Raw genomic sequence first — 16403 nt, 5'->3', positions numbered from 1 at the left:
ACTTGGATTCCCTGAAGGGGCCCTTTACGGACACGCCGGGCGAAAGCCGCTGCGGAGTCAGGACTCCGCGGCTTGGCGGTATGCGTCCAGCGTGCGCAAAGCGGTGTTGTGCCAGGTGAAGCCGGCCGCGTGTGTTCTCCGGGCGGTGGACGTGGCCAGGCCGTGTGGATCCGTCACTGCCTGCCGCAGCGCTTCGGCCAGTCCGTCCACATCGTCATACGGAACGAGCGTCGCGCAGTCTCCGGCGACCTCGCGCAGCGCCGGAATGTCCGTGCACACCACGGGAACATCGGACGCCATCGCTTCCAGCACCGGCAGGCCGAAGCCCTCGTCCCGGGACGGCAGCACCAGCGCCGCGGCCCCCGCGACGACCGTCCGGAGATCCACATCGGACAGGTACCCGGTCTGCCCGGATCGCGGCAGCCGGGGAAACGGTCCCGGCCCGGCGAATACCAGCGGCGGCAGGTCCGGTGCCGCGGCGTGCGCCGCGGCCAGCCAGTCCAGGCCCTTGCGCGGTCCGGCGGCGCCGGCGAACAACAAGTACTTCTCCGGCAGGCGCAGCTTCGCTCGCACCCCGTCGTCGGGCGGGCGCGCGGTGAACCAAGCCGGGTTCACGCCCAGCGGTGTGGCGACGATCCGCGATCGGTCCACATCCAGCTTCTCCGCGACGGCATCCGCCACTGCTTCGGTCGGCGTGCAGATCACGTTCGCGCGGTGCGCGCCCTTGCGGACCAATTCCGGGAGAGTCCGGTCGGACGGGGCCAGTTCCTGCGGTGCGTCGATGAACGCCAAGTCGTGAATCGTCAGCACTCCGGCGGCGCGCAGGCGTCCGGGAAGGACGAAGTTCGTGCCGTGCACGACGTCGGTCGTGCCGGCGAACAGTTCGACCGGCGGCAGTTGCGAGCGCAGCCACGTCGCGCGCAAAAGCCTTGCGGAGACCGGCATTCCGCGCGCCTGCACGCCGTGTGGCAGGACGTGGCGCAGCTTCCGCCAGCCCCGCAGGGTGAACGCGACCGCGCGCAGGTCGACCTCGTCCATCGAGGCCAGTTCTTCGCTCAGGGCAGCGGTGTAACGCCCGATTCCGGTCCGGGAGCCGAGCAGCGGGGTTCCGTCCAGCAGGACCCGGAGCGGACGGTCAGCCACGGCGGAGCCGTTCGCGCGCTACCTTCGTGACCCGGCCGGCCGCGCGGCGGGCCAGTTCGCCGGGGCCGCCGGCGGCCAGGTATTCGCGGACCAGGGCCAGGTCCCGGCGGACCAGAGCGGTTCCGCGTACCGGGTCTTCGAGGGTCAGGTCCGCGTTGCCGGGCAGGCGGTCGGCGGCGGGGCGCGGGTTGCGGCAGAACTCGACCAGCGGCTTCAACGCTTCCGGCCACGCGTACCGCTGTGCGACGATCCGGATCCGTTCGACGCAGGCGTCCGCGAATTCCCGGTCGTACATGGACTTTTCCAACGCGTCCGCGAGCGCTTGCGCGTCCTCGGCGGGCACTACGACGCCGAGCTGCTCGGCCCGGACCAGGTCGGCGAAGGCATCGCCGTCGGTGGTCACGATCGGCAAGCCCGCCCACAGGTAGTCCAGCACCCGGGTGCGGAAGGCGAAGGTCGTTTCCACGTGCTCGTAATGCGTGGTCACGCCGCAATCGGCGTCGAGCAGCCAGTTCTGCCGGTCCGAGTACGGGACCCACTGCTCGTTGAAGAAGACGTTCTTGTCCGTCAGGCCCAGCGAATCCGACAACCGGATGGTCCGCGCGCCGATGTCCATCTCGGCGACCTCGGGGTTCGGGTGCTTCATGCCGAGGAACACGAGACGGGCGTCGTCGTGCCGGCGGCGCAGCAGATCCATCGCGCGGATCAGCGTCAGCGGGTCGAACCAGCTGTACACGCCGCCTGCCCACAGCACGACCCGATCCGACTCGCCGAGGCCCAGCGACGCGCGCAGGCCGGGGCCGGTGCGCGCCGGGGCCTGCGGGGACAGGCCGAACGGGACGACCGCCAGCAGCGACTGAGTGGTCGGGTCGGCGTCGTAGAGCCGCGGCGACAGGCGGCCCATCGCGGCGAGGTGGCCGAGCCAGAAGTGCCGCTGCCGTTCGGAAGCGCAGAGGAAGAAGTCGGCCCGTTCCAGCTGGGCGTCCAGCACCCGGGTGACGCCGGCCAGGTCCAGCGCGCGCCGGTCGTCCGGGGCGTCCTTGCCCTGTTCCAGCAGCTCCAGGTGCATCGGGTCGTAGACGTCGGCGACGACGATCTTGTGCTCGTGCTTGGCCTTCAGCGTCGGCGCGAGCTCCAGCACGTGCCCCTGCAGGATCACCACGTCGGCCCAGTCGACCGGGCCGTCCAGGTCGCGGTTCTTGCCCGAACTGATCTGGAACGGCGCGGGCGGCGGCGAAAGCAGCGGGTTCGTCGTGATCAGGTGCACGTCGTGCTCGGCCGACAGCGTCAAGGCGATGTTCCACGCCCGGATCGCCGGGCCCGCCATCCGGTCGGTGATCGAGTCGCCGGTCAGCACCAGCACCTTGCGGCGCTGCCCGAAGACCTGGTCGATGCCGAACGCCTCGACCAGGATCTCGTGCGCGCGCAGGTAGTCCGGCAACGGATAAGCCGGTTCGAGTGCCTTGCGCAGCAACGGAAGCAGGTCCGCGTCGGTCCGCACCCGGGCGGCCTGCTCGATCGCGCGCGACTGCGCCAGCGACGGCATCATCTCCACGAACCGGTCCACCGCCAGCACTCCGGCGAGCGTGGTGCGCGGGATGGCGACCTCGGCCGTGTCGACCGGGCCGACGCCCTTTTCCAGGTTCAGCTGTTCCGGGTCGAGACCGCCGCGCGCGGTGGCCCGGCGGACGGCCAGCGCGAGCGCCGCGGGCAGGGCGCGGGCCAGCGATTCGTCGGACAGATTCTTGTACAGGGCGGCCAGCGCGTTGCGCTCCAGCAGGAACGTCTCGCGGCCGGTGTCCGGTGCGTCGACGGCGGCCATGGTGCCGTGGTGGCGGTGGTAGGTCAGCGATTCCGGCACGTAGCGGACGCGCCAGCCGCGCAGGTTGATCCGCCAGCCGAGGTCGACGTCCTCGTAGAACATGAAGAAGCGCTCGTCGAAGCCGCCCAGCTCGGCGAACACCGACGCGCGGACGAACATCGCCGAGCCGGTGCCGAAGAGCACGTCCTTGGCGACCTCGTGCTCGGCCGCCGGGACGTCCGCGATCGGGCTGCCGGCGTGCCGCTTGTAGCCCATGCCGAACCAGGTCAGACCGGCGTCCACGAAGTCGGTGCCGGTGCCGTCCCAGTCGAGCACCTTGCTCGCCACCGCGGCGACGGTCGGCTGCGCGCGCAGCTCGGCGACGGCGGCGGAGACCCAGGCCGGCGCGGGGCGCGCGTCGTTGTTCAGGAAGCCGAGGACGGTGCCCTTCGCGTGCTGGGCGCCCAGGTTGCAGCCGCCGGCGAAACCGGAGTTGACCGGCGATTCGATCAGCCGCACGGCGGGCGCCGCGGCGCGGATGCGGGCCGCGTCGTCGCCGCCGGAGGCGTTGTCGACGCAGATCAGCTCGACATTCGCATAGTCCAGGTCGGCAGCGAGTGCCCGCAGGCAGGTGATGGTGTCGTCGGCGCCGCGGTAATTCACCACGATGACCGAGACGAGCGGTTGCGGGTCCCCCACTGCCAAGACGAGCTCCTCCGTCGAATTTCCGCCCAGCTTAAAGGCCAGCCCAGGCGTCCCAGATCGCGCCTCGGCCGAGTGCCGAGATCCTCGTCGCGCGTGCGCGTTCGCGCAGGGTGCGGGGCAGTCGCAGGACGATCTCCCCGAGCACGCGCAGCCGCAGCGCCGGATCGAAGTTCGCCGCGTCCGGCCGGTCGCGGCGCAGCGGCAGGACGGCGGTGAGCGCGGCGAACCGGGCCAGCTCGCGAACCGCGACCCGGGCCGGGGCGCAGCGCAGCAGCATGAGCAGCCGGTTGCGCTCGTTCCAGCGGTGGAACAGTGGTGATCCAGGTTTCGTGCTGGCTCCGTGCAGGTGCCGGACGCGAGCCTTCGGCTCAGCCACGACGTGCCAGCCGGCCAGCCGCAGCCGCCACGCGGTGTCGGTGTCCTCGTAGTAACAGAAGAAGCTCGCCGGAACTCCGCCGACTTCGCGGACCGCGTCGGCGCGCAGCAGTGCGGCACCGCCGCAGAAGCCGAAGACCTCGTCGCTGGGCTCGGTGAGGTCCGCGCCGTGGCCGTCGGCGGTGAGCCGGACGCCGGTGGACTGCGTGCGGCCGTCCGGCAGCTCGAGCCGGGACGTGACCGCGGCGGCGAGCGGCTGGCTCTCGAGGGTGTCTTCGAGGGTGGCGAGCCAGTCCGGTTCGGGAGCGGCGTCGTCGTTGAGCCAGGCGACCCACGGGGTGCCGACACGGTCCAGTGCGCGAGCCATCGCGCCCGCGTACCCGGTGTTGCGGTGCAGCCGGAGCACCTCGGGACGGCTGGGGTGAGCAGCCAGGATCGCCGCGCTGCCGTCGGCCGATGCGTTGTCCACCACGAGTGTCCTATGTGGACGTGTCTGGGCGGCGAGCGCGTCGAGACAGCCGGTCAGGTGGTCTGCCCCCCGCCACGTCACCACGACGACGGTGGTGCCGGAGTCCGCGCTGGTCACCTGGGAGACAATAGCGGCGTGCCCGAACTGGTCGTGATCGCCGAGCAGCTGCTCGCCCCCGTTCCGGGTGGCACCGGCCGGTATACCGCCGAACTGCTGCCCGCGCTCGCCCGGACCGCTCCGCCCGGCTGGAGCGTGTCCAGTGTCGTCGCGCGGCACGCGGACGTGTCGGCGGCGGAGATCGAGGGCGTCGAAGGCCCGCGGGTGCTGCCGCTGCCGCCGCGAGCACTGATCGGGCTCTGGCAGCTGGGCATGCGCTGGTGGCCAGGCGGGGACGCGGTGCACGCGCCGACCCCGTTCGCGCCGCCTCGCGCCCCAGCCGGCCGAACACTCACCGTGACGGTCCACGACACCGTTCCGTGGACGCATCCGGAGACGCTCACCGCGCGCGGCGTCAGCTGGCACCGGTCGATGATCGCCCGGGCGGCGCGGCGCTCGTCCGGCCTGATCGTGCCGACCCGAGCGGTCGCGGACGAGCTCGCGGTGCTGCTGGACGTGACGGTGCCGGTGCGGGTGGTGCCGCACGGCGTGACCGTGCCGGAGGGGTCCGCGGAGCTGGACCTGCCGCCGCGTTACGTGCTGGCGGTCGGCACGATCGAACCGCGCAAGGGGATGGACGTGCTGGTCGACGCGATGGCGCAGCTCGACAGCACGGCGGACGTCGGCGAGGTCGGCCTGGTCATCGCCGGCCAGCCCGGCTGGGGGGCGATCGACCCGGTGCGGATGGCCGCCGACCGCGGCCTGAAATCGGTGCGGGTGCTGGGAAAGGTGACCGACGCGCAGCTGTCGACGGCGATGCGCGGGGCGAGCGCGCTGGCCGTGCCGAGCCTCGCCGAGGGCTTCGGGCTGCCGCTGCTGGAGGCGATGGCGCTCGGCATCCCGGTCGTGCACACCGACGTTCCGGCGCTGGTGGAAGTGGCCAACGGGGCTGGGGCGGCGGTGCCGCGCGGGGACGCGCCGGCGATGGCCCGGGCCCTGCGCGAGGTGCTGAACTCGCCGGAGCGCGCGGCCGAGCTGACGAAACTCGGCCGCGAACGAGCCCGGACGTTCACCTGGCGGGCGGCGGCGGAAGCGGTGTGGGCGGCGCACCGGCGGCCCAGCTCGGCTAACACGGTCGGGTGAACCCAGGTGGGTGAGCGCAGGCGATCGACCGCAGTTTGCCGGTTCCTGACCTGTGCGGTGCGTGATCGCCGTACGCTGCACTCGTGACCGGTGATCCCCGTGTGCTGATCGACGCGACCGCGGTGCCCGCGGATCGGGGCGGGGTCGGCAGGTACGTGGATTCTCTCGTCGCCGCGCTGGACCAGGACGGGGCCCGGCTGACGGTCGTCTGCCAGCCGCGCGACCTGCCGCTTTACGACCGGCTCGCACCCGGGTCCCGGGTGGTCGCCGCCTCTCCCTCGACCTCGACCCGGACAGCCAGGCTGACCTGGGAACAAGCCACTTTGCCGAGGCTCGTGCGCCGGCTCGCCGCCGACGTCGTGCACTCGCCGCACTACACGATGCCGCTCGCCAGCGGCACCGCTTCGGTGGTCACGCTGCACGACGCGACGTTCTTCACCGACGCGGTCCTGCACTCCTCGGTCAAGGCCCGGTTCTTCCGGGCTTGGACCACGACCGCGTTGCGCAGGGCAACTCTCTGTGTCGTGCCGAGCCACGCGACGGCGGTCGAGCTGGCCCGCGTCAGCCCGGTCCGGCGCGCGGAGTTGGAGATCATCCACCACGGCGTCGACAGCGAACGATTCCACCCGCCGTCCCCGGAGGAGATCGCCGCGGCCCGGAAGGCGGCCGGGCTCGGCTCGACGCCGTACATCGCGTTCCTCGGCGCTTTGGAGCCGCGCAAGAACGTGCCCGCACTGATCCGCGGCTTCGCCCGCGCGGTCGCCGGACAGCGCGATGCGCCGGCGTTGGTGCTGGCCGGGCAACCGGGCTGGGACACCCAGGTGGAACGCGCGCTGGACGCGGTGCCGCACCGGCTCCGGGTGATCCGGGCCGGGTACCTGCCGTTCGGCACGCTCGCCGGGTTCCTCGGCGGGGCCGAACTGGTGGCCTACCCGAGCCTCGGCGAAGGCTTCGGGCTGCCGGTGCTGGAGGCGATGGCGTGCGGCGCGGCCGTCCTGACGACGCGACGGCTGTCGCTGCCGGAGGTCGGCGGCGACGCGGTCGCCTACTGCGGGGTCGGGGCCGGTGACGTGGCCGCGGCGTTGACGGAACTGCTGGCCGATTCCGCGCGCCGGGCAGCGCTGGCTTCGGCGGCGCAGGAACGGGCCAAGGAATTCTCCTGGACTACGACGGCGGAGCAGCACCGAGAGGCTTACGCGAAGGCATGGGCGCGGTATTTGCGCAATCGCTAGCCGCTCCGGGGCAGACGGGAAGCGCCGTGTCTTGCGCGGCGGCGCGGCAGGAGAGCGCTAGTCATCCGGCTATCCGGTAGAGAGCCGCCGCGTTGCCGTGCGCGATTTTCTCCCGGTCCGCCGGGTCCGGGAGTTCCCGCAGGAATTCGGTGATCGCGGCGGCGTCGAGCTGGTGGAAGGGATAGTCGCCGGACAGCAGGATCCGGTCCGCGGTGGTGTATTCGAGGGCGGTGCGCAGCAGTCGCGGGACGAGCATGCCGCTGGTCGCCAGGTGGATGTTGGTGCGGAAGTATTCGGACACGCGGCGTTGCAGGTGGGCCGCGGCGTGGCCGAGGCTGTCGATGCGGTCGAGCGCGAAGAGGACGACCTCGCCCCAGTGTCCGAGGACGACCTGCAGCGCGGGGTGCCGGTCGAAGGTGCCGCGCAGGATCAGCCGGATCACCGCCAGGCCGGCTTCGTAGTGCCAGCCGAGGCCGTAGGTGGCGAGCGCGAGGTCGATGTCCGGGGAGAACCCGCTGTAGGAGGCCTTCCGGACGGCCCCGGTCGGGATCTGCGGGTGCACGAAGACCGGACGCCCGAGCGCGGCGGCCGTGCCCAGCAGGTCGTCGTACGCCGGGTCGTCGAGCGGCCGGTCGCCGCTGCGGCCGTACGACATGATCCCGACATGCGCCGGGTCGTCCGCGGTGCGTTCCAGTTCGGCGACCGCGGCGTCCGGGTCGGACATCGGCAGCAGCGTCATGGCCCGGAACCGGGACGGGTGTTTCTCGACGGCCGCGCTGACGAGATCGTTCGCCTCGCGGCTCAGCGCGATCGCTTGCGCCGCGGGAAAGCCGTGCGTCCCGGGCGGGGCGACGGAGAGAATCTGGCGGTCGATTCCGGCCGAGTCCATCCAGGAGATTCGCTGGTCGCCGATGTCGAGCAGCCGGTCCGGGAGATCGGCCCGGTCGTTGAGAGCGATGCTCGGATCGTCGGTCGCGGTGCGGAGCAGGTGGTCGATGGCTGGGGTGGTCCAGTGTTCTTCGATGGCGATTGTCTTCACTGAGCGTCCTTGGGGCTGGTGGCGGTTGTGGTCGGTTCGGGGTGGCCTTGGCGAGCTGCGGGAGGGCACCCCCGAAGACCGATTGTGTCTGCGGTTCCGGGCCCAGGTGCGGGGCTGGCGGCCTCGACTGATCGGTAGCCGTTCGGTCTGCCTGTTTGGTCTCGGGGGCCTGCCTGATCTGCCTGCGCTGGATCTTCTCGACCCGGCTCCGCTCGTCGACGACGAGTTCGAGCCCGGGGCGGCCACGGTGAGTGACCAGGTCGGCGGGTTGCGATAGCCGTCGGTGAGCGGTGGACAATAGCGGCCGTGACTGAGCAGCGCACGTATGGTGACCGCGTCGGTGTCGTGACCGTGACCTACTTCCCGGGGGAAACGCTCGAGAAGTTCCTCGACACGCTCGGCAAGGCGACCGACCGCGAGGTGCAGGTCGTCGTCGCCGACAACGCTTCGACCGACGGTGCGCCAGAGAAGGCCGCGGAGCGGGAGAACGTGACGCTCGTCAGCATCGGCGAGAACGTCGGCTACGGCACCGCCGCCAACCGGGGCGTCGCGGCGCTCGACGACAGTTACGGCTGGGTCGTCGTGGTCAACCCGGACCTCGAATGGGAACCCGGTTCGCTCGACGCGCTGATCGAGGTCGCCGGCCGCTGGCCGCGCGGGGCCGCGTTCGGGCCGTTGATCCACGACCTCGACGGCACCGTCTACCCGTCCGCCCGGCTGCTGCCGTCGTTCGGACGCGGGATCGGGCACGCGGTGTTCGGCAAGATCTGGCCGAGCAACCCGTGGACCCGCGAGTACCGCCAGGAAAACGCCGCGCCGGCCGAGCGCACGTCCGGCTGGCTGTCCGGCTCGTGCCAGCTGTTCCGCCGCGAAGCTTTCGACGCGGTCGGCGGTTTCGACACCCGCTACTTCATGTATTTCGAGGACGTCGACCTCGGCGAGCGGCTCGGGAAGGCGGGCTGGCTCAATGTATACGCCCCGTCTTCGAGCGTGATGCACATCGGCGGCCACTCGACCGCGCGCGCGTCGGCGAAGATGCTGCGGGCGCATCACGCGAGTGCCTACCGCTATCTCGCTGATCGGCATCAGGGACTGGTGTGGAAGCCGGTGCTGGCGGCGGTGAAGCTCGGGCTGGCGTTGCGGGTGAAGCTGGAGACGCGCAAGGGGTGACCGGCGGGGCCGGGCGTTCGGTTGCCCGGACGATCAAACCGGTCCGGCCGGGAGCGACGCGGCGGCTGGCGTGGGCGAGTCGCAAGGCGGCCGGGCAACAGCCGCTCGGCACGGCCGGCTGCGGTGCTGGTGCCGAGGGATCGCTGGCGGGCCGGAAACCCTCAAGGCCAGCTGACCTGCCCGTCCGGCCATAACTGGCCAGTCGCGGCCAACTCTTTGCGGTAGTAAAGAATTCGCCCGACGCGCGGTAAAGCGCGCCGGGCGTCCACATCGCGGTGACCGGATCGCGGCAGCGGAGCCACCGCGATCAGATCAAGACCGCCGGATCACCGCGTCGAGATCACCGCCCGGCGGGATCATGCGGAATCACAGCCCGTCGAGGCGGCGGGACAGGTTCGACTTGCCGGTGGTCTGCTTGACCGTCGGCACCAGGCCGGTCATCTCCTCCTCGGCCGGGTCGCGCAGCGGGCTCGACACCGGCTTCGCCTGCGGGCGCGGGGCCAGCGGCGTGGTCGTCTGCGAAGCCGGCGCCGCTGGCTGCGGGATCGTCGGCTGCGGCGCGGTCTGCGCGTTGCTGCCCTGCGGGCCGGGGGCCTCGAGCGGCCTGGTCGGCGTCGGCTGGGCCAGCGGGTGCGGCGACGGCTGGGTGCGCGTGCCCGCGGCCAGCGGATGATCGTTCTCCTCGATCAGCGACGCGGGCAGCTGCGTCGTGGTGTCCGGATCCAGCCCGGAGACCACCGCTCTGGATATCTGCTGGGTGCTGGAGGCGTCCATCGGAGACGTCATGTTGTCCGGCGTCACCACGAAGGCTCCGCGGGATCGTGCGCGTGCGAGCAGCGCGTCCGCGCGATCGCGGGGGTCCATTCCCCTCGGCCTCCCGACTGACCCGGGGCCTCTGGGGAAAGGCCCGCCTGTTTCCTGTCTAGGGTAGGCCCTCAAGGGCCGCGCTGCCCACGTTTCCCGCGGCTTGTCGCCGAGTGGTGCGTGATACAAAGGAGAATTCTGTGACGTCCGAGGTCGAGGTCGACGCCGTCGTACTGGTCGGCGGCCAGGGGACACGGCTGCGCCCGCTCACGCTGTCGGCTCCGAAGCCGATGCTGCCCACCGCGGGCACGCCGTACCTGAGCCACCTGTTCTCCCGCATCAGGGCGGCCGGCATCCGGCATGTGGTGCTCGGCACGTCGTATCGGGCCGAGGTGTTCGAGGAGTACTTCGGCGACGGGTCCGCGCACGGGCTGGAGATCGAGTACGTCGTCGAGGACGAGCCGCTCGACACCGGCGGGGCCATTCGCAACGTCTACGACCGGCTGCGCGCCGAGCACGCGATCGTCTTCAACGGCGACATTCTCTCCGGTGCCGACCTGCGCGCTCAGCTGCGCGCCCACCTCGATTCCGGCGCCGACGTCACCCTGCACCTGCAGCGCGTTCCCGACCCCAGCCGGTTCGGCTCGGTGCCGACCGACTCCGGCGGCCGGGTGACCGCTTTCCTGGAGAAGACGCCGGATCCGCCGACCGACCAGATCAACGCCGGCTGCTACGTCTTCCGGCGGTCGGTCATCGAGACCATCCCGGCCGGACGGCGAGTGTCGGTCGAGCGCGAGACCTTTCCCGGCCTCCTCGACGACGGTGCGCACCTGCACGGATTTGTCGACTCCTCGTACTGGCTCGACGTCGGCACCCCGGAAGCGTTCGTGCAGGGCAGTGCGGACCTGGTCCGCGGAGTCGCGCCGACGTCCGCGCTGGCCGGTCCGACCGGCGAATCCCTCGTGCTGGACGGGGCATCGATCTTCACCGGGGCCACGCTCACCGACGGGACGACGATCGGCGCGGGCGCGGTGGTCGAGCAGCGGGCGACGGTGTCCGGATCGGTGGTGTTCGACGACGCGGTGATCGGCAAGGATGCCGTTGTGGAGCGTTCGGTGCTGGGTCGCGGGGCGAAGGTCGGCCCGGGCGCGGTGCTGCGCGGCGTCGTGCTCGGCGACGGAGCGTCGGTGGGGGCCGGTTGCGAACTGCTCGACGGTGTCCGGGTGTGGCCCGCCGTCGAGGTGCCGGACGGCGGCATCCGGTTTTCGAGCGACGCGTGATGGAGTGGCGTCCGGGGTTTCCGGTGGACCTGGCCGACGTGCTGGGTCCGCTGAGCCGCGGGCGCGGATCGCTGAACTTCCGGCGCGATCGCGGGGTGTGGTGGCTGGCTGCCAACACCCCGGGCGGCAACGGGACGCTCGCCCTGCTGCACCGGCCGGACGGCGTGGTCGAGGCCGAGGCTTGGGGCGACGGCGCGGATTTCCTGCTCGACGGCGTCCCCGCGCTGCTCGGCGCGGACGATGACGACACCGGGTTCGTCGCGCATCACGAGCTGATCGCCCATGCGCGCCGGCTCGCGCCGGGGATGCGGATCGGGTCGACCGGGCGGGTCTGGGACGCGCTCGTGCTGGCGATCCTCGAACAGAAGGTGTCCGGCAAGGAAGCGATCCGTTCCTGGGCGGAGCTGTGCCGGTGGTTCGGCACGCCCGCGCCCGGGCCTGGGCCGGATTTCCTTCGGGTGCCGCCGGATCCGGTCGCGATCCGGTCCATTGTGGACTGGAACTGGCATCGCATCGGAGTGGATCTGAAGCGCCGGACCGCGTTGCTCGAAGCGGCCCGGGTCGCGCCGCGCCTGGAGGAAGCGGTGCGGCTGCGCGGCGCCGAAGGGCGGGCGTGGCTGCGGCAAGTGCGCGGCATCGGCGTGTGGACGGCGGCGGAGGTCGCCCAGCGTGCGTGGGGAGATCCGGACGCGGTCAGTTTCGGCGACTACAACATTCCGGCGATGGTCGGATATGCGTTGCTGGGAAAGAAGATCGACGACGAGGAAATGGCCGGGGTGCTGGCGCCGTACGCGCCGCAGCGCCAGCGCGCCGTCCGGTACCTCGGGGTGGCCGGGGCTCGCCGGCCCCGATTCGGGCCGCGGATCGAATTGCGGGACTACCGCGCGATGTGAGGCGGGGGTGCGAGGCGGCCGGCGAGCCGGTCCGACGCGGACGGCGGAATTGGCCTGGCGCGATCGGCGGATATCGGCTGCCGGGCCGGGCAATCGCACCAGCCGCGCCCGACGTCCGGTCGCTGTCTTCCAAAATCCCGCTCAGCGGGTGCAAACCGGCCGCGATTGAACGACGAGCGCGGACCATGTTTCCAAAGAGGTATGTGGTACAGGTCACGGACGGCCAAACCGGATGAAGCGGACTCAAATGCTACGACCCGCGCCGCGAATTTCGATACAATTTCCGGCACGGGCAACGTAGCCTTTTCAAACCGGCGCGGCGGAACTGTTGCCGCCTCCGGGCGCACGCCGTCCGGTCTCGGGGGAGTCGCCGGTCCACCGCAGGCCGCTGCCGGCTGACCACGTCCCGGCGGCGTTGCCTGTTCTGCAGACATACGATGGGGGACTTCGCATGTCAGATCTCGGCTGTGCCGGCGACCGGCTGGTCGCGGTGACACCGGAAGTGGTGGAGCGCTACCGGCGCACTTTGGTGCGGGTGCGCAATCCGCTCGGCACCACGCCGGAACTGTGGGCCGAGTCGCGTACTCACGCGACACTCATTCTCGAGGGCATCGCGCGGGTGCTCGACCGCCCTCTCGACGCGGTGACCGACCGGAATCTCGAGGAGGACCTGCTTTCCGCGTCCGTCGTCGGCGGGCTGTGGGCGTGCTGCAAGGCGCGGCTCACTGATTCCCTGGCCGCCATCGAGATCCTGCAGCGGCACGCTCTCGACGCGGTCGCCGGGTTCGCCGCCGAACTGCCGCCTGGCGAGGCGGTCCTGGTCGTGACACGCGCGGCACGGGTGATCGGCAGGCTCGGCTCGCTGCACGCCCAGACCGCGGCGATGAGCTACGACGCGTTCCTGCTGCAGCAGATCGAGCAGGTCAATTCCGACGGCCGGGTGCAGCTCGCGCGCGATCTGCACGACCGGCTCGGCAACAGCCTGGTGCTCGGGTTCCGGCATCTGGAATTGTTCCGTGCCAAGGCGGTCGTCGACGATCCGGCCGTGCTGCGCCATCTCGACCAGGTGCAGGAGTCGCTGGACGAGGCCACCGCGTTCACCCGAAGGGTGGTCTCCGGGCTGCGCGCGGAAGCGCCGCTGACGAGCCTCGCCGAGGCGCTCGCCGGGTGCGCCGCCGACCTCAACTTCCGCGACGTGCCGGTCCGGATCGCGGTGCACGGCGACGAGGCGTGGCTGCCGGACTACCACCGCGATGAACTGTTCCTGATCGTGCGGGAGTTCCTGCGCAACGCGTTCGGGCACGCCGCTCCGGATTCGGTGTCGGTGCGCGTGCGGATCAGCCCGGGGCGCGTGGACCTGGAGGCGTTCGACGACGGGCGCGGGTTCGTGTTCGACGAGCGCCGCTGGGCCGCCGAGTCGCCTGCCTCGCGCGGGTCAGGCGGCAGCGGGCTGTCGATCATGCGCGAGCGGACCGAACAGCTCGGCGGCGAGCTCTCGCTGTCCACGAGACTCGGCAAGGGGACCCGGATCCGGCTGTGGGTGCCGTTGCCGCAAGCGGGCGGCCGCTCGGTCGCGGTGGTCCCGCGAGCGCCGGCGCCAGCAGGCCGCCCGGTCGGCACGAAGGAGGCGTCCTGATGCAGCCGATCCGCATCCTGCTGGCCGACGACCACACGCTGCTCCGCACCGCGCTGGCCGAACTGCTCACCGCGGAGGACGACCTCGACGTCGTCGCTGTCGCGGGCAGCGCCGGCGAGGCCGTGCGCCAGACCGCCGACCACCGGCCGGACGTGGTGCTGCTCGACATCGAAATGCCCGGCAACGAGGACCCGCCCGCGACGGTGCGGGCGCTGCAGCGAGCGGTTCCCGGCGTGCGGGTGCTGATCCTTACCATGCACGACGGGTCCGCGCTCGTGCAGTCGCTGTTGCCGTTGGGGATCAGTGCGTTCTTGCACAAAACCGTGACACACCAGGCACTTTCGGCTGCGGTGCGGAGTGCGTGCACCGAGGGGCCGGTCACCGTGTCGCTCTCGGCGAGCAAGCTGCTCGCGCCGGATCCGGTGGGCACCGGGCCGTTGTCGCAGCGCGAGGCCGAGGTCGTCGAACTGGCGTCGCACGGACTGAGCAATTACCAGATCGCACGCCGGCTCAATATCGTCGAGGGCACCGTGAAGCGCCACATGCGCAGTATTTTCGACAAGCTGCACGCGCGGTCACGGGTCGAGGCGGCGAACAAGGCGGTGGAGTTCGGGCTGATCTCGCCGCCGGTGCCCTCGCCCCGGCGGCTGATGCCGGCCGTGACGAGGGCGGGCGGTCACAGGCCCATGCCGATGCCGCCGCCCACCGGGAGCACGGCGCCGGTGACGTAACCTGCCTCCTCGCTGGCGAGGAACCGCACCGCGGCCGCCACCTCGGCCGCGGTGCCCGGTCGGCCGAGCGGCGTCATCTTCATCGTGTCACGCATCCGCCGGTCGGTGAGTTCCTTGGTCATGTCGGTGTCGATGATGCCGGGGGCCACGACGTTCACGGTGATCTGCCGCGGTCCCAGCTCCCACGCGAGCGAGCGGGCGAACCCGAGCAGCGCGGTCTTCGTGGCCGCGTAGTTGGTCTGTCCCGGCGACCCGAGGAATCCGAGCGCCGAGGACAGCAGCACGATCCGGCCGCGGCGGGCGGCGAGCATGCCGGCCGCCGCGGCGCGGACGGTGCGGAAGACCCCGCGCAGGTTCGTGTCGAGAACCTCGTCGAAGGTCTTGTCGTCCATGCGCAGCAGCAGGGTGTCCCGGGTGATGCCAGCGTTGGCGACGAGCACCTCGACCGGGCCTTGTTCGGCGGCGACGGTCTCGAACGCCGCGTCGACCGAACGCTGGTCGGTCACCTCGCACGGCACGCCGAAAAAACCCTCGGGCGGCTCGCCGGTGCGGTAGCCGGCCGCTACGCGGTCGCCGTCGGCGGCGAGGGCGCGGGCCACGGCGAGTCCGATGCCGCGGGTGGCACCGGTGACGAAAACGGAGCGGGACATGGGTTTCCTCATCGTTTCGGGGAGTCGCCGGTGCGGCTGACTCCGGGTTTCCGTTCAGCGCGAAGGGTTCTGCACGACGAGGCAGGACCAGGTGAAGCCGGCGCCGGCGCTGAAAACGAGCGCCGAGTCGCCGGGGGAAAGCAGGTCGGCGCGGCGCAGGCCGGCGAGTCCGGCCGCGGCGTCCCCGGCACCGAGGTGACCGGTTTCCTTTCCCAGGTCGAGGGGTTCGGCTCCGGTCTCCTCGGCGAGGACGGGCAGCCACGACTCGTCGAGAGTCTTGCGGCCGAATCGCGGCAGGAGCGCGTAGCGCAAGGTCCGGCCCCGGGCGTCGAGTCCGGCGTCGGCGAGCGCGCGGCGGGTGACCTCGCGGATGCGGGATTCGTTGGCTCGGGTGAACGGCTCTGTGCCGTGGTCGCGGAGGAACGCGCGTTTGGTCGCCCGCATGTCGATGCGGTCTCGGTGCGCGCGGGCGGCGGTGCCGAACGGATCCTCGCCGCGATGCATCTCTTCCAGTTCGGGCGCGGCGACCGTGACGATCGCGCGCAGCAACAGGTCGCCGGGCTCGGCGGGAGCGCGCAGGACCACCGCGGTCGCACCGTCTCCGTAGGCCACGCCGTAGTCGCTTGCCCAGCGGTCGAATCCCGGTTCGGCGAACCGGTCGGCGGTCGTGACGAGTCCGATCCGCGGCGCGGCGCCGGCTTCCGCGACGAGCTTCGCCGCGGTCAGCTCCAGTGCCGCGGCACCGCCGTTGCACACCTGGCGGATGCCGACTGGAAACGCGCTCGTCGCGTCGATTTCCCGGGCGATGTAATGCGGCGGCGACCACAGGTCGTGCCCTTGGTAATACATCCAGGCATGCGCGAGAACGTAAATGTCCGCAGGCGAAACGCTCGCTTCCTTCATGGCCGCGCGCGCCGCGTGCACCGCCATGTCCGGCGGGGCTTCGGAACCTGCCGACGGCACTGCGGAATGGCCGAGGGCACGGGCCTGCCGCGCAGGCAGCCGCCCGGCCGCCACGGCGTCCGAGGCGGTCGAAACGCTGTCGGGAAGCCAAGTGCCGGCCGCGCAGATTCCCACCGGGACGGTTGTCCGCATCTTCTCGCACCTTCTCGCTGGTTCGCCGGGACGGTTCCCAGCATGCCCGTTCCGATGCTCGCGCGGGGGGATCGGAGGTGGTCGGAAAGACGTGCCGCCGTGTCACTTTGGGAGTGCTTGCCGCAGTGCCGGGAACGCGAT

Annotated in this window: 14 protein-coding genes; 7 read left to right on the top strand and 7 right to left on the bottom strand. The window is 71.4% G+C overall.

What is annotated here, in order from left to right; genetic code table 11:
• Window positions 1–57: 57 nt before the first annotated feature.
• From AMYBE_RS0127045 to AMYBE_RS0127035, 3 genes are read right to left on the bottom strand one after another with little or no spacing between them, the layout of a single operon-like run.
• Complete coding sequence (locus AMYBE_RS0127045; protein ID WP_020662531.1) at window positions 58–1143, bottom strand: glycosyltransferase family 4 protein; 1086 nt, start codon at window positions 1141–1143, stop codon at window positions 58–60.
• A complete protein-coding gene (locus tag AMYBE_RS0127040; protein ID WP_027928052.1) occupies window positions 1136–3649 on the bottom strand; it encodes a glycosyltransferase in 2514 nt (837 codons plus the stop codon). The genes AMYBE_RS0127045 and AMYBE_RS0127040 overlap by 8 nt, the downstream gene beginning before the upstream one ends.
• Window positions 3650–3680: 31 nt before the next feature.
• Window positions 3681–4610 (bottom strand): glycosyltransferase family 2 protein, encoded by a 930-nt coding sequence (locus AMYBE_RS0127035; RefSeq protein WP_027928051.1) that lies wholly within the window; start codon window positions 4608–4610, stop codon window positions 3681–3683.
• A gap of 18 nt (window positions 4611–4628) precedes the next feature.
• On the opposite strand from AMYBE_RS0127035, the gene AMYBE_RS0127030 reads away from it, so the two are divergent.
• Window positions 4629–5732: a glycosyltransferase family 4 protein gene (locus AMYBE_RS0127030; RefSeq protein WP_020662528.1), complete on the top strand. Its 1104-nt coding sequence runs from the start codon at window positions 4629–4631 to the stop codon at window positions 5730–5732.
• Between the two features lie 101 nt (window positions 5733–5833).
• Window positions 5834–6964, top strand: a complete 1131-nt coding sequence (locus tag AMYBE_RS0127025; RefSeq protein ID WP_020662527.1) for a glycosyltransferase family 4 protein — start codon at window positions 5834–5836, stop codon at window positions 6962–6964.
• 61 nt (window positions 6965–7025) lie between these two features.
• Here AMYBE_RS0127025 and AMYBE_RS0127020 read toward each other — a convergent pair whose 3' ends face one another.
• Window positions 7026–8003, bottom strand: a complete 978-nt coding sequence (locus AMYBE_RS0127020; RefSeq protein ID WP_020662526.1) for an amidohydrolase family protein — start codon at window positions 8001–8003, stop codon at window positions 7026–7028.
• A 306-nt stretch (window positions 8004–8309) separates the two neighbouring features.
• Here AMYBE_RS0127020 and AMYBE_RS0127015 point away from each other — a divergent pair, with 306 nt between their 5' ends.
• On the top strand, window positions 8310–9173 hold the full coding sequence (locus AMYBE_RS0127015; protein ID WP_020662525.1) for a glycosyltransferase family 2 protein: 864 nt from the start codon (window positions 8310–8312) through the stop codon (window positions 9171–9173).
• 366 nt (window positions 9174–9539) lie between these two features.
• Here AMYBE_RS0127015 and AMYBE_RS0127010 read toward each other — a convergent pair whose 3' ends face one another.
• A complete protein-coding gene (locus tag AMYBE_RS0127010) occupies window positions 9540–10037 on the bottom strand; it encodes a hypothetical protein (protein WP_020662524.1) in 498 nt (165 codons plus the stop codon).
• Window positions 10038–10177: 140 nt separating this feature from the next.
• Between AMYBE_RS0127010 and manB the strand changes: the two genes are divergently transcribed.
• The 4 genes from manB to AMYBE_RS0126990 all read left to right on the top strand — a co-directional run bounded on the left by manB (window position 10178) and on the right by AMYBE_RS0126990 (window position 14517).
• Entirely contained in the window at window positions 10178–11257 is a 1080-nt protein-coding gene (gene manB, locus AMYBE_RS0127005) for a mannose-1-phosphate guanylyltransferase (RefSeq protein WP_020662523.1), read from the top strand.
• Window positions 11257–12150, top strand: coding sequence for a DNA-3-methyladenine glycosylase family protein (locus tag AMYBE_RS0127000; protein WP_020662522.1), 894 nt, complete (start codon window positions 11257–11259; stop codon window positions 12148–12150). The genes manB and AMYBE_RS0127000 overlap by 1 nt, the downstream gene beginning before the upstream one ends.
• A 451-nt stretch (window positions 12151–12601) precedes the next feature.
• On the top strand, window positions 12602–13786 hold the full coding sequence (locus AMYBE_RS0126995; protein WP_020662521.1) for a sensor histidine kinase: 1185 nt from the start codon (window positions 12602–12604) through the stop codon (window positions 13784–13786).
• Window positions 13786–14517: a response regulator gene (locus tag AMYBE_RS0126990; protein ID WP_020662520.1), complete on the top strand. Its 732-nt coding sequence runs from the start codon at window positions 13786–13788 to the stop codon at window positions 14515–14517. The genes AMYBE_RS0126995 and AMYBE_RS0126990 overlap by 1 nt, the downstream gene beginning before the upstream one ends.
• On the opposite strand, the gene AMYBE_RS0126985 is transcribed toward AMYBE_RS0126990, so the two are convergent.
• Window positions 14463–15167: an SDR family oxidoreductase gene (locus tag AMYBE_RS0126985; protein WP_020662519.1), complete on the bottom strand. Its 705-nt coding sequence runs from the start codon at window positions 15165–15167 to the stop codon at window positions 14463–14465. The genes AMYBE_RS0126990 and AMYBE_RS0126985 overlap by 55 nt on opposite strands.
• 54 nt (window positions 15168–15221) lie before the next feature.
• Entirely contained in the window at window positions 15222–16262 is a 1041-nt protein-coding gene (locus AMYBE_RS0126980; protein ID WP_027928050.1) for a 3-oxoacyl-[acyl-carrier-protein] synthase III C-terminal domain-containing protein, read from the bottom strand.
• Window positions 16263–16403 lie beyond the last annotated feature (141 nt).

This window comes from Amycolatopsis benzoatilytica AK 16/65 (assembly GCF_000383915.1).
Lineage (GTDB): Bacteria > Actinomycetota > Actinomycetes > Mycobacteriales > Pseudonocardiaceae > Amycolatopsis > Amycolatopsis benzoatilytica.
Note: the sequence above shows the minus strand (reverse complement) of the source record. Positions and strands in the feature narration are given on the sequence as shown.

Excerpts from the sequence above, each read along its gene's own strand:
- AMYBE_RS0127000 (WP_020662522.1), top strand. The coding sequence starts at position 11,257 with ATGGAGTGGCGTCCGGGGTTTCCGGTGGACCTGGCCGACGTGCTGGGT.
- AMYBE_RS0126985 (WP_020662519.1), bottom strand. The coding sequence starts at position 15,167 with ATGTCCCGCTCCGTTTTCGTCACCGGTGCCACCCGCGGCATCGGACTC.
- AMYBE_RS0126990 (WP_020662520.1), top strand. The coding sequence starts at position 13,786 with ATGCAGCCGATCCGCATCCTGCTGGCCGACGACCACACGCTGCTCCGC.
- AMYBE_RS0127010 (WP_020662524.1), bottom strand. The coding sequence starts at position 10,037 with ATGGACCCCCGCGATCGCGCGGACGCGCTGCTCGCACGCGCACGATCC.
- AMYBE_RS0126980 (WP_027928050.1), bottom strand. The coding sequence starts at position 16,262 with ATGCGGACAACCGTCCCGGTGGGAATCTGCGCGGCCGGCACTTGGCTT.
- AMYBE_RS0126995 (WP_020662521.1), top strand. The coding sequence starts at position 12,602 with ATGTCAGATCTCGGCTGTGCCGGCGACCGGCTGGTCGCGGTGACACCG.